The following is a 12,990-nucleotide window of genomic DNA, read 5'->3' on the forward strand; positions in this document are numbered from 1 at the left end:
CTAGGACATGAACTGGGCAATCCGCGAGCGCAACCAGCGCTCTGCCGGATCATTGTCATGCACCCCGCTCCAGGCCATCGACAACTGCGCCGCCTCAATCTCGAACGGCGGGTCCTCGGCGCGCAATCCACAGCCCTCTACCAACGCACAAGCGGCATAGTCCGGCACCGTGGCGATCATTTCGGTGCCCGCGAGCAATGCGCGCAAGCCACTGAACTGCGGCACCCCCAACACCACCTTGCGGCACCGCCCGACCTTGGCCAGATCCAGGTCAATGTTGCCGCTCAGGTCACCGGAAAACGACACCATCGCATGGGGTCGTGCGCAGTATTCGTCCAGGGTCAACGGGCCCGGCCGATCATCCCCGCGCAGCACCTTGCAGGCTATATCACGTAACTTCTTGCGCTTGGCATTGGCCGGCAGATCCGTGGTGTAGCTCACGCCCACCGAAATTTCCCCGGACGCCAGCAACGCCGGCATCAGCAGGTAGTTGGCGCGGCGCACCACCACGACGATCCCGGGCGCCTCCTCTTGCAACTGCCGCAACAACGGCGGAAACAGACCGAACTCGGCATCGTCCGACAGGCCGATGCGAAACACATCGCAACTGCTCTGCGGGTCGAACGCCTTGGCCCGGCTGACCGCACCGGAGATGGTGTCCATCGCCGGTTGCAGCTCTTTGAGAATCGCCAGTGCCCGCGCTGTCGGTTCCATGCCGCGACCGTTGCGCAACAACAACGGATCGTCGAACAGGTCGCGCAAACGCCCCAGTGCCGCACTCACCGCCGGCTGGCCCATGAACAGCTTTTCGGCAACCCGGGTCAGGTTCTTTTCGAACATAAGCGCTTCGAAAATGACCAGCAGGTTCATGTCGACGCGGCGCAGATCGTTTCGGTTCATGGGCGTGGTGTCCTTGTGGGTTGAGTCAGGCGCAGGTGCAGCACACGTTACTCGATCAGCGGTACGTTGGCCGCGCGTTTGTATGGGCCGTATTCCACCGGCACCCACTCGAACTGCTTGCCCACGGCGCTGATATGGCCGATACCGGGAAACGGTAAATGCGCAGCCGTCACCCAGGTCTTGCTCTTGGCGGCGGCGCTGAATACCTGGTCGCGACTCTTGATCGCTTGCGTGTGGTCGACGTCGAAACCGATCGATACCTCCGGATGCGGGAACTGCACGGCAAGGTTGTGCACCAGGTCACCCATGAACAGGATGCTCTGCCCCTGGGACGTGAAGCGGTAGGTGGTGCTGCCCGGCGTGTGTCCGGCCGCCAGCTTGGCCTCGACCGTACCCGGCAACGGCGATTGGTCAGGGGCAAAGGTATTGAAGCGCCCCGCGGCGATGTAAGGCGCAGTGGAATTCTGGGCGATTTTGAAGAAGCCTTTGGCCGCCTCCGGTGCCTTGGCCAGCGCCTGAGGGTCGAGCCAGAAGTCGGCTTCGGCCTGAGCGGCATACACCGTGGCATTAGCGAAGACCGGCTGTTGCTGGTTATCCACCAGGCCGCAGACGTGATCCAGATGCAGGTGCGTGATCAGGATGGCATCGACCTGCTCCGGCTTGTAGCCGGCCGCGAGCATGTTGGCCGGGAGCTGGCCGGCCGTAGCGCCGATGCACTGCCCTGCCCCGGTGTCGACCAGGATCAGTTGCTTGCCGGTATTGATCAGGAAGGCGTTGAACGCTGTCTGCACGCCTGGGGATTCAATCGAGCGACGGGCGAGCAACGCGCGGATCTGACTCTGGCTCATGCCCTGCAGCAGCTTGGGCGACAGATCGTTGTAACCGTCGAACAGCGCCGTCACTTCATAATCCCCCACCGCCAACCGGTAGAAGCCAGGGACCTGTGTACCCTGAATCGGCGCCTGAGCCTGGACGCCAACCGATGTCAGCACGAATGCCAGACTTAGTACACGCAGTGTGCAAACCAGAGAATGCTTCATGCCTCACCTCTTGATCGAGTCAGAAAAACGGCCATTCACTCCAGCCGAAGAAAGACGATCATGCACGAGCCACCACCGTGAAAATTGCAGCAATGTGCTGATTTAACGCAGTGGTGCGCAGGGCAGCCAATCGTGCTCTAACTGAATTGCTCGCGGTACTGGACAGGGGTCAGGCCGAGTTTGTCACTGAACAGTGAGCGCATGTATCGCACGCTGCCGAAACCACTTTTGTAGGCCACGGTCTTGAGCGGCAGGTCGCTGCTCTCCAGCAGGCTCCTGGCGCGGTCAATGCGTGCGTTCTGCAGGAATTCCATCGGGGTCATATTCACCTCACGTGAGAACACCCGGGCGAAATGTCGTGTACTCATGTTCACCAGACTGGCCATGCGCTCAATGTTGAAAGCTTCGTCCAGGTGTTCAAGTACATAATTCTGCACCCGCGTCACCGACGTTTCATGTGGCGCCACCGCGGCCATCAACGGGCTGAACTGCGCCTGTCCACCCTGGCGCTTCATCACCACCAACAGTACTTTGGCTACGTCCTGGGCGACTTTCTTGCCGTGATCCTGGGCGACCAATGCCAGTGCGAGGTCGATGCCAGCAGTGATACCACCCGAGGTAAGCAGGGTGCGGTCCTGGATATAAATCTGATCGGTCTCGACCGTTGCCTTGGGGAAGGCTCGAATCAACCGCTCTGTGTAATGCCAGTGAGTCGTCACCCGATAGCCGTCCAGCAAACCAGCATGCCCCAACACGAAAGCCCCTGTGCAGATCGAGCCATAGCAACTGGCCCGACTCACCGCTGCCGGTAGCCAGTCGAGCAACCGAGGGTGTTTGTCGTTATAGGCCCCTGGCCCACCCGGCACCAGCAGCAGGTCATAGCTGTCGCACGCCTGGTCGATATGCACATCGGCCTGAACGCTGACACCGTTGGACGCTCGCAGCGAGCCCTGTTCGGTGCCGATCAATGACAACTGATAATGGTTGTCTGGTTCCAGAAAACGATTGGCGAGGGAAAAAACCTCCATGGGCCCGGACATATCGAGCAGAAGAAAGTCCGGATACAGCACCATTGCCACGTTTTTCATGGGGCGAAATCACTTTTTGCAAGAGATGGAAACGCAATGCCAACGCTGGGCGTTGTGCCTGAGCGGGCGGCGCGATTATCGAAGAAGAATAAGTGATTTGCCTAAAAAATTGTCAAGCGCAAAGAGACAATATTGAGACCCTCCTCGTCTTTTTACTCAAAAAGCTAACCCACTCCTCTATTGGAGGAAATCCAGGCAGGAGATTCGGTCTTGGGGGCTGTTGGCAACTTGCAGCGGTTCGCCCGCCTATAACGGCGTGCTGTCCAATGCCTGTGACAAGGCCCGTTTAATAACTCTTAAGGTTTGCTTAAGGACTTTAAATGCCGTTGGCGGACAGACTTTCCTGAACGATAAGGATTGCCGCCATGAACCCACAATCGGCTGACTCAGACACTCCCTGCTCTCTTGCGCGACCGCTGGGATCGCTTTCCGGCTGGCAGGAGCGCCGCGCCAAGGAGTTGATGCTGCGTGACATGGACAACTGCGTGCGCATCGGCGAAATTGCCCAGCAATGCAACCTGTCACGCAGCCACTTCTCCCGCGCGTTCAAAAAGGTTACCGGTCACTCGCCTCAAGACTGGCTGTTGCGGATGAAGATTGAAAAAGCGAAACGCCTGCTGATCACTTCAATGGCAATAACGGACGTGGTTTATGAATGCGGTTTCGCCGATCACCCGCATTTCACCCGCACGTTCAGTCGCCTGGAGGGGGTGACACCGAAGGCCTGGCGCCACAACTTTCATCACGCCATCGCAAGCAGCCACTTTTTATCCAGCGCTGACTGGCGTGAGCGGCAAACTGAAACAAATCCGGGCACCTTGCTCGCTGTCCTGGACCACCAACGTCCCTCCATGCGCGCCGACCACTGACCTGCAGATGGCCAGCCCCATGCCCATGCCGCTGCCTTTGGTGGTATAGAACGCATCGAAGATCTGCTCGCGCTCTTGCGCGCCGACTCCCGGTCCGTTGTCCTGCAAGCAGACATGTACATAGTCACCTTCGACCGCTGAGTCGATGGTGATGCGTCCATCCGACGCTCCGGTTCCGGCGATGGCTTCCAGCGCATTGGTGATCAGGTTGTATACCACCTGCTGAATCTGCACGGCATCGACCCAAACCGAGCATTGCGCATTGAGCCGGGTTTCCAGCCGCACGTCGCGGTTCGCCAGGTCGGGGGCGGTCAAGCGCACGACTTCACCGATCAGATGGTCAATTTGCACCGGCAACCGTTGCAAAGGGGCCTGTTTGGCAAGCGCGCGGAGCGCCTGGATGATGTCGGTGGCACGGGCGCTGTCTGACCGGATGTCTTCCAGCCCCTGAATTGCCTCCTCCAAATCGGGCTGATCGCGCTTGAGCCAACGCAGACTCGCCGAGGCATTGGCCAGGATACCCAGCAGCGGCTGGCTGATTTCATGGGCAATCGAAGCAGAAAGCTCACCCATGACTTTAAGGTGCGAACTACGCGCCAGTTCCGCCCGGGAACTGCGCAAATCCGCTTCCATCTGCGCGCGCAACTGGTTGTCCTCGACCAGTTGCGCATACAGCCTGGCCGTTTGCAGCGACACGGCGGCCTGGGAGGCGAGCATTTCAAGCATCGTCAGGCGCTCGGCGCTAAACAGCTTGGGGAGCAGGCTGTTTTCGAGGTAGACCAGGCCGATCAATGTGCCTTGTTTGAGCAGCGGCAGGCACAACATGGAACGTGTCTGACGCTGTTGCAGGTCGGCGCTGTACGCCTCAGGACAGTCTGTCCGGGCATCGTCCAGCACCAGGGGCGTGCGCGTGCGCATGGTGGCGTTGAGCACTGCGAGCGGCGTCAGTTGTTCGAGTGACTGCTCGGCGTCCATGACGACCCGCACATTGCCGGCTTCGACAGTCGCGGCCGCCGCCAGTTGCAGTTGCGCGTCACTCACGATCATCAGCACACCATGGTCGGCACCCGCCTGAACCATCAGGTGAATCATCAGGGTTTCGACCAGCCGTTCGAGCAATACCTCCTGCGAAAGTGCACGCGCCGCCTCGATCCCCACTTCAAGATCGAGGCGAACCTGGGTCACAGGCCGGGCAGGCTCGAACGCCGGGGCTTCAACAATATTCGGATGCAAGGCCTCCAGTTGACGTGCCTTGCCATCAGCGCCCCACAGTTGGTAGCAATCGCGCGCGACGTGCAGGTGGTGAGTGGCACCCGATGCCAGCCCATTCGCCAGGCAGATATTGGCCAGCTGTTCATGGGCCAGCGCCTGCTCATGGATGAAACCGGCCGCCGCCGCTGCGATTTGCGACTGGTCGAAGCAGCGGATGGCAACCAGGTCCTGCCCGCGTAAACGGGCGATCACACCCTCAATCAGCAGAAGTTTGTTGCGGAAAGTTGTCGGGTTGAGCTCCACCCATTGCAGGAACCGCAGGCGTTGCTGCTCAAGTTTTTCCAGCTTCTCGGCCTCGTCGCCCGGCGCCTGCGCACTGCCCATTGCCAGACTGTAGAACAGGTAGTAATCGGCCAGATTGATATGCGCCGGAATGGACCAGGCCAACGCGGCGGCCTCCTCGAAACGCCTCAACGCGTAAGCGATATCGCCAAAATAAAACGCAGACATGCCCGAATACAACCACGACCAGAAAAGCGTCGGTTGTGACACGCGAGTACGATCAATGGCGCCGAAACGGTCATGCTCCGTAACGTCCAGTTCGCCCAGCGGCCGATGCGGGCGCCCATCGCGCAGATCGATAGCAAACGCCTGTTGCGCCAGCAGGATGCGCTCGATGTCGACGTAATGAAACTGACTCACCCAGGCCAGGCCCCGGTCCAGCTCACTCAATACCCCTTGCAAGGGTTCGCCCATGAACAGCAGGTCAGAGCCGATGTGGTTGCAGGCATAACAGGACATACCCAGGTCGCCAGCGGCCTGGCCGCACTCCAACGCAGCGAAAGCCTTCTGCCGGGCATACGCCATGGGCCGGGTCCAGGGGCTGACCTGATCCAGCGCAACCAGCGTTCCTGTGCGCCCGGCTTCATAGCCATGCTTGTCAATGAGTTCCAGGGCGACCTCCGCGAAGGCCTGCCCGTCCACATATTCGCCAAAGCGCTCGGCAATCATCACGCCGAACCAGGAAAATCCGTAACCAACGCTCGGCGTGGTGCCATGCATCAGCGTGAGTTCGACCATTTTCGCCAGATGCAACAAGCGGATGTCGTCATTGACGAACAACGAGGAAATCAGCGTACTGAGCAACTCCATAGCCGTCTCGATACGCGGATCGTCGGCCTTGGGTAAATCAAACAGTTCAGCAATACGGCGTGTGCCAACGAGTGTGCGCACTCGGGCAAACGCCAGGTCAAGCTGTTCCTGCGAAGGCCTGCGCTGCAGGGGAATGTCCAGCAGGATCAGACCGTTCTGCGCCTCGGTGATCGCCCCTTCGTAATCGGAGTGCAGCGTGCGCAACGTAGCCCGCAAGCGACAAGTTTTCGCTCGGTCCAACGCGGTGGTGGCGTGAGCCAGGCAGTCATCGAGGCGACGCTGGGCGCCGGCCAGGTCGGCCAACAGCATGTCGCAATCGGCCGCCAGCCATTGAGTGGCGAACGCCTGGGTGTACAGGCTCGACCACCCCGCCTGGCCGAGCAGGCATTCGGCGGTGCGCAGATACTCCACGGCTTGCTCTACCGCAGCGGTGTTCCTGGCGCGTTCAGCCGCTTCAATCAACAGTTCGACGAACGCGGCACAGCGATGCGCCTCCAGTTCATTGGCGTCAATGCGCTTGATCTGGCTGGCGACTTCGAACACACGCTCATGGATCTGTTCATCCCAGTGATCAAGCATGACAGCGGCGATACGCGCATGCTCGGCCGCGCGCCCAGCGGGTGCAGGCAGTTGACAGGCTGCCTCAAGTACACGGTCGTGAGGAAACACCAGTTGCTCTTGCTCGCGCAGCAGAAAACCCGCATTGATCAGGCTTTGCACATCACGGGCGATCTGTTCCGGGTCGTGTGGCAACAGCCGATGCAGCAGCGATTCATCACAGCGCCCACCGACGCATCCGGCCGTGCGCATCACTTCGCGTTCCATCGATGGCAGACGGTCGAGTCGCAGCACCATCAGGTCTGCGACGTTATCAGCGTAGCGATAACCGCCCACCTCTTCCTGGCTCCAGGCCCAGCGGCGTTCCTGCACGTCGAAGCGCACCAGGCGTTCCTCGATCAACGCCCGCAACACCTGGCTGACGAAGAGGGGGTTGCCCGCCGTCTTGTAGTGTACGACTTGCGCGAGCGCCTCAATATTCTGAGCGTCAGTGTCCAGTTCAGAGGCGATCAGTTGCGCGACCGCAGGGATCGACAATGGCCCCAACCTGACACTTGCGCAGGACAGCGATTGCCCACGGCCCAGCACCTCCAGCAATCCACCTTCACATTCCAGGGCCTGCGCCTCGCAATCGCGGTACGCCAGGATCAGCACCAGATGCCGGGGTGGCCGGGCGGCGAAGGCGTGCAGGAATGACAGCGTCAAATCGTCCGCCCACTGGACGTCATCCACAAACAGCACCAGTGGCCGTCCCGGCTGGGTGAAGACTTGCAGTACATCCAGCAGGGTCCGGTTGGCGCGATCGAGCGCATGTCGGGCCGACATGTTCGGCAGTTCAGACGTGGCACCAATGACCAGCTCGGCTTCGGGTACCAGTTCCACCAAAATCCGGCCCCTCCCCTTCAGCCGTTCGACCAATTGCTCACCCAGCGCCTCCAACTCCTGAGCTGGCTTGCCCAGCAACTGAGTCATCAGCGATCTGAAAATTTCCACCAATGGTGCATATGGAATTTCCTGCTGCAGGAGATTGCTTTTACCGCTCGCCCAATAACCGGGCGCCAGGGGGCGGACACCCTGATGGATCAGCGTCGACTTGCCGGCACCCGGTGCCCCCCCAACCAGCAGGCCCCGGGCGATGCCATCGCTGCGCACCTGATTCATCTGCTCTATCAGTTGCGTGCACTCGGCCTCTCGACCGAACAGAACATCACCGGGGGTCACTGAAGGTAGCCCATCGAAGGCGCCCAGCCTAAACCCATCGATGCGCCCGTGCTCCCGCCACTGCTGCTGGCACCAGAGCAGATCCGCGGCCATGGATTCGGCGCACTGATAGCGGGCACCCGGCTCTTTCGCCAAGCCTTTGAGCAGCACTCGACAGATGCCTTCCGGCAGATCGACAACATGGATCGCCGGCGATTGCGGCTGGACGGCGGCGTGCACGTGCTGCCATTGAGACGCAGCGCGGGCTGTGAGGGGCAGGCGGCCAGTCAGCGCTTGATAAAGGATTGCGGCCAGGGCGTACGTATCACTACGCGCGTCAAAACGGGGGGTCTCACGCTGTACTTGCTCGGGCGCCAGATACGGCCATTGTTCCAGGCAGGGCAACTCTGCGGCGTGAGCTTCCCGGGCATGGCTATGGAAACCCAGGAGCCTGACTGAATCGGCGGCGTCCAAGATGAGGTGATGGGGTAACAGATTGCCATGTCGCGTGCCCGCTTTCTGGACGCTGGACAGCGCGTTGGCCGCCGCTACCGCAATGGTCAGCCAGCGCTCCAATGGCAGTCCTGTGTCACTGATCAGATCAACCAGCGGCGTTCCCGACACGGGATAGATCAGCAAAGGGCCCTCGGCCGAGCGGATTAACGAGACAGGGGCAATCGACCAGGCCAGGTCCAGGTGCAGGTGAAAATCGCGCTCCAACCGCTGGCACGTGGCAGGCTGCTGGATCGGAGCCCGGGCGCCGAGCCAGCGGGTGCCCGATTGCCTATCCTGAATCGCGAACCAGGTCAGGTCGTTTTCCCGGCGCAGCAATTCGAAGCTGCAACGTTCCAGCCAGGCTTCAACGCCGATGGCATCAGGATCACGGGAATTGGATGAAGTGAGAGAACTGCTGAGCATGAACAATCACCGCCAAAGATTCGTTTCAGGCTGAGGTCGCAGTATATGCACGGCTTTTGGCTCAATGGTTGCGTTCAGGTGATGATGTCCGCTACTGGCACTATGTTGGCCGTCGAGCGCCCCTCCTGTGGGTAGTTTCGCGCACTGAAATCACGGAGTGTTATCCCTCGGGATAATTGAATTATGCGCGGCTGTCCCCTAGCGTGTAGCCCTGATCAACAAAAGTGCCCACGTCACTTTCTTCAACACCTCAGTGCAGAGGTTTACATGATCCAACTCGGCCACACTACTATTTCCCTGGAACAGCGCGAAGCATTTCGTGATGGCCAGCCGCTGCGTGTTGGTGGTCGGGCGTTCGAAATACTCTTGGTGTTGATGCAGGCCGATGGCCGGATCGTCAGTAAAGATGAATTGATCACACAGGTATGGCCCGACACCGTCGTCGAGGAAAACAACCTTCAAGTGCAGATTTCCTCGCTACGCAAGTTGCTCGGAAAAAAAGAAATCATCCAGACGGTCCCGAGGCGAGGTTACCGATTATTGAAACAACGTGAACTCCCCCTGCCGCTGTTCCCTCCAGTCGTCCAGGCCTCTCTTGTGCCTGAGAGTCTGGCGACGATTGATCCTGACAGCGTGCCGGTGTTTATCGTCGACGATGAAGCGTCCGTGCGTACAGCGCTAAGCCGCCTGCTGCGGGCAGAAGGTATCGCACATCGGATATTCGCCTCGGCCGAAGAATTGCTCAGCGCTGACCTCGACATCGGCCCCGCTTGCCTGTTGCTCGATATAAGCCTGCCCGAAGCGACAGGCCTGGAACTGCAAACGGCACTCAGCCAACGTGGACATCCATGGCCAGTCATATTCATGACCGGTTTCGGTACCGTCCCAATGTCGGTGCAGGCCATGAAGGCAGGCGCGGTCGAGTTTCTGATCAAGCCTTTTAACGACGACCAATTGCTCGATACCCTGCGTACCACTCGCCAACGTGCAGCGACTGCATTCAAGCAATGGCAACGCATTCAAAGCGCCCGTCAACGCACCGGGTTGTTGACCCCCCGTGAACGCGAAGTGTTGCCGCTGATCGTTGAGGGCCTGTCCAACAAACATATCGCCAACCGGCTGGGGACCAGTGAAGTCACCGCCAAAGTCCACCGCAAACACATCATGGAGAAGATGCAGACGCGCTCGCTCGTCAGCCTGGTCAACCTGTATGGCTTGATTGCCGCAGAGGCACCGTTTGCCATGCAGGACTCTTCATGACGATCGACACTGGCAACTCCCCCCCGCCATCGTCCAGTGCCATGCTCATTGTCTATATCGTGGACGACGATAAATCGGTGCGCAAAAGCCTGGCTAATCTGCTCCGTTCGGCCGGATACCACTCAAGGGTATTCGCCTCGGGCGAAGAGTTCCTGGCCCTGGAAAACCTCGATGACGTAGCGTGCCTGCTGCTCGATCTGAAAATGACCGGTTTGTCTGGGATAGACGTCATGCGCGCGCTGTCGCTCAAGGGCAGAAAATTCCCCGTGATCTGCATGTCGGCAGATTGGGATGAAGCGACACTGGCCGAATCCTGCCGCTTCGAGCCCATCAAATGCCTGCGCAAACCCTTCAGCAGCGACACGCTGCTGAGCGCTGTCGAGTTTGCCCTTCAACATGGGCTCGGCCCCCGACTTATGCCAGCCTGAAGGATTTAGCTAATCTGCTGCGTGGAGCGGTTGGATCGACAGCCGATATCTGCCGCTCGCGACAGTCAGAAATCGGCCAGAACCAGACATTCGTCGAATGACCGCTCTCAACCTAATGCGTATTGCGAAAATCAACTTGGGCCACCGCGAAAGTCATTTGGCGAGCTCTGAAAATTAGCAAGTTTTGCTTGGGTAATTCGAGGCTCCTGACAACTCAAATCGCCAACAACCAACGACATGCCACTTGCCGAGTTTGTAGCCAACCTCGGGGAATGTGCCAATGATTGAAGCCTAGACATTCATGCAGTTGCTCAGCGCCGTCCTTGCGTTTGGAATAGCGATCCACAAGAAATTCCTGCTGATCGCGCAGCAACACGGTGAACTGGCTCAGTTTTCGGTCAGCGGCAACAGGGTAAACACCTCGACGGCATTCCTGCCGCCCTTCTTGGCGCGGTACATGGCTTCGTCGCCATAGCGCAGCAAATCGCGCAAATTGTCAGCTAAGTCAGGATATATCACCACGCCGATACTTGATGAAATGGAGAGTGTTACACCGTTCTCCATGACAAAAGGTTGTTCAAGTACCAGGCGGATTTTCTCGGCGACCACAACGGCATCTTCTGCATTCCGGGCATCCGGCAGGAGGATGACGAATTCATCACCGCCGATTCGCGAGGCGGTATCAGACTCGCGCAGTACAGACCCCATACGGGATGCGACCTGGGCCAATAACCAATCTCCCGCCTCATGCCCATGTTGGTCATTGACCGCCTTGAACTTGTCCAGGTCAATAAACAGCAACGACAGCTTACGTTCTTCCCGTTTGGCGAGCGCGATCAGTTGTCCCAGCCGATCTTCCATCATTCGGCGGTTTGGCAAACTGGTCATTCGGTCGTAGAAAGCCAGTTTGCGGATGACTTCTTCAGCCGCCTTACGCTCAGTGATGTCCATGGCGATGCCAATCTTTGCGGGGCGTCCGTCAAGAAACATACCCGATCCGTACACCGCCAGATCGAACAACGATCCATCTTTCCTGCGCGCTTGGTATTCGCTGGCCAGGCCCTCGAACCTGCCATCTGTGTGCAAGCGTTTTGGCACATTGGCCTCGAGCAGATCGTGATCACCTTCCGCCACCAGGTCGAACATGCCGAGTGATTCAAGGAGCCTATGTTGCTCAACGCCGAACATCTGAGCTAGTCGTGTATTCGCAAACACGAATTTATGATCCTGGATTATGTAGACGCCGACTGCTGAAGTTTCAGCTATGCCACGAAACATCGACTCAGCACGCATGAGGTTCAGGTGTTCCTGCTCGAGGTTACCAATCAGGGTACCGATCCGCCGCGCGGAGTCATTAAAGGCATCCACCAAGTGCCCTACCTCATCATTGGGCCGGTGTTCGATATGGACTTGATAGTTGCCGTTTGCCAGTTCGCGACTGCCCTGCGCGAGCCTCAGCACCGGACGAACGAAGCTTAGCCGGACAATCAACCACATCCCACCCAGGAACAGTATGTCCACCACCAACAACAGATAAGCGATATTTAGCTCGTCTTCCTGTTCGCGGTGCATCTCCTTTATCAGTGATACCATCAGCTGATCGACATCGTCGAGCAAACTTTGTGAACTCTCGGCAAGAGCGCCCATCTGCCTTGCATCCGGACGGGAGGTACCGCCGCGCAGCAGCGCCGACTCAATATCTTCGCGGTAGCGCTGCCAGGCGATTCTGATCTCTTCTAATTTGAGCTGCTGTGGCGGTGTCATTCGCCGTATTTGATCGCTATTTGTGTTTCCTCGGTGCATCAGCGTACTGACCGAATCCTCATAGCTCTTGATGTCTGACAGCGCAGCCTGTTTGCCGGGAGACCATCCGTTCACAAAGCTGCTGGTGTTGAGCGCCATCCGGTGACCGAGGTAACGCATTTTGCCCGCAACCCGCATCGTTTCGTCAAAACCGGTGAATTCCGCGAACATGGCGTGCACGACCAGGATATTGCCAAGCCCGAGCAGCAGCAGCGCTAGGAACACAATCCCGATTTTCTTGCTGAGTCCAAAACGGGGCACGGCGCATGGGCTAGAAGGAGATGGCGGACTTGGCATAAGTTCTTCTGTCATGTTTTTTGACTCGGTTCGCCATGCGCTGATGGACAATGGTCAAGGTTTCAATTCAGCTGGCAGCTCGGCCAAGGCGGCCGGATTCAGTTACAACGGTGTTGGTTCTCTGACCTGCGGATCTCTACGGGAAGCGCTACTTCGTACCCGACAACACGGCTGGCCAGGAGCTGCCGTAGTAAGGCATCTCCTCGACAAAACCGCTCTGACATAGGTTGAATCGCCGGCCGCTGAACGATGAAATATGCTGAAA

Annotated in this window: 8 protein-coding genes and 1 pseudogene; 3 read left to right on the forward strand and 6 right to left on the reverse strand. The window is 58.7% G+C overall.

What is annotated here, in order from left to right:
* From KW839_RS03080 to KW839_RS03090, 3 genes are all read right to left on the reverse strand, one after another.
* On the reverse strand, positions 1-900 hold the full coding sequence (locus KW839_RS03080; RefSeq protein WP_218423368.1) for a LysR family transcriptional regulator: 900 nt from the start codon (positions 898-900) through the stop codon (positions 1-3).
* A gap of 47 nt (positions 901-947) precedes the next feature.
* Positions 948-1,940 carry an MBL fold metallo-hydrolase gene (locus tag KW839_RS03085; RefSeq protein ID WP_218423369.1) on the reverse strand — a complete coding sequence of 331 codons (993 nt, stop codon included), beginning with the start codon at positions 1,938-1,940 and terminating at the stop codon, positions 948-950.
* Between the two features lie 137 nt (positions 1,941-2,077).
* Entirely contained in the window at positions 2,078-3,028 is a 951-nt protein-coding gene (locus KW839_RS03090; RefSeq protein WP_218423370.1) for a GlxA family transcriptional regulator, read from the reverse strand.
* Positions 3,029-3,393: 365 nt separating this feature from the next.
* Here KW839_RS03090 and KW839_RS03095 point away from each other — a divergent pair, with 365 nt between their 5' ends.
* Positions 3,394-3,897 carry a helix-turn-helix transcriptional regulator gene (locus KW839_RS03095; protein WP_218423371.1) on the forward strand — a complete coding sequence of 168 codons (504 nt, stop codon included), beginning with the start codon at positions 3,394-3,396 and terminating at the stop codon, positions 3,895-3,897.
* Here the strand turns inward: KW839_RS03095 and KW839_RS03100 are convergent.
* A complete protein-coding gene (locus tag KW839_RS03100; protein ID WP_218423412.1) occupies positions 3,796-8,850 on the reverse strand; it encodes an ATP-binding sensor histidine kinase in 5,055 nt (1,684 codons plus the stop codon). The two genes, KW839_RS03095 and KW839_RS03100, sit on opposite strands and share 102 nt — an antisense overlap.
* Positions 8,851-9,204: 354 nt before the next feature.
* On the opposite strand from KW839_RS03100, the gene KW839_RS03105 reads away from it, so the two are divergent.
* On the forward strand, positions 9,205-10,197 hold the full coding sequence (locus tag KW839_RS03105; RefSeq protein WP_060543788.1) for a response regulator: 993 nt from the start codon (positions 9,205-9,207) through the stop codon (positions 10,195-10,197).
* 41 nt (positions 10,198-10,238) lie between these two features.
* Positions 10,239-10,625 (forward strand): response regulator transcription factor, encoded by a 387-nt coding sequence (locus tag KW839_RS03110; RefSeq protein ID WP_060543876.1) that lies wholly within the window; start codon positions 10,239-10,241, stop codon positions 10,623-10,625.
* A 174-nt stretch (positions 10,626-10,799) separates the two neighbouring features.
* On the opposite strand, the pseudogene KW839_RS27525 reads toward KW839_RS03110, so the two are convergent.
* Together KW839_RS27525 and KW839_RS28020 are read right to left on the reverse strand one after the other, a co-directional pair.
* Positions 10,800-11,019 (reverse strand): annotated as a pseudogene (locus tag KW839_RS27525) (hypothetical protein); the annotation flags it as partial.
* Positions 11,013-12,740: a diguanylate cyclase gene (locus KW839_RS28020; protein ID WP_082457633.1), complete on the reverse strand. Its 1,728-nt coding sequence runs from the start codon at positions 12,738-12,740 to the stop codon at positions 11,013-11,015. The pseudogene KW839_RS27525 and the gene KW839_RS28020, both read right to left, overlap by 7 nt.
* Positions 12,741-12,990 lie beyond the last annotated feature (250 nt).

Source organism: Pseudomonas sp. PDM31, from assembly GCF_019218965.1.
In the GTDB taxonomy this organism is placed as follows: Bacteria; Pseudomonadota; Gammaproteobacteria; order Pseudomonadales; family Pseudomonadaceae; genus Aquipseudomonas.

Excerpts from the sequence above, each read along its gene's own strand:
- KW839_RS03090 (WP_218423370.1), bottom strand. The coding sequence starts at position 3,028 with ATGAAAAACGTGGCAATGGTGCTGTATCCGGACTTTCTTCTGCTCGAT.
- KW839_RS03105 (WP_060543788.1), top strand. The coding sequence starts at position 9,205 with ATGATCCAACTCGGCCACACTACTATTTCCCTGGAACAGCGCGAAGCA.
- KW839_RS03085 (WP_218423369.1), bottom strand. The coding sequence starts at position 1,940 with ATGAAGCATTCTCTGGTTTGCACACTGCGTGTACTAAGTCTGGCATTC.
- KW839_RS03080 (WP_218423368.1), bottom strand. The coding sequence starts at position 900 with ATGAACCGAAACGATCTGCGCCGCGTCGACATGAACCTGCTGGTCATT.
- KW839_RS03110 (WP_060543876.1), top strand. The coding sequence starts at position 10,239 with ATGCTCATTGTCTATATCGTGGACGACGATAAATCGGTGCGCAAAAGC.
- KW839_RS28020 (WP_082457633.1), bottom strand. The coding sequence starts at position 12,740 with ATGACAGAAGAACTTATGCCAAGTCCGCCATCTCCTTCTAGCCCATGC.
- KW839_RS03095 (WP_218423371.1), top strand. The coding sequence starts at position 3,394 with ATGAACCCACAATCGGCTGACTCAGACACTCCCTGCTCTCTTGCGCGA.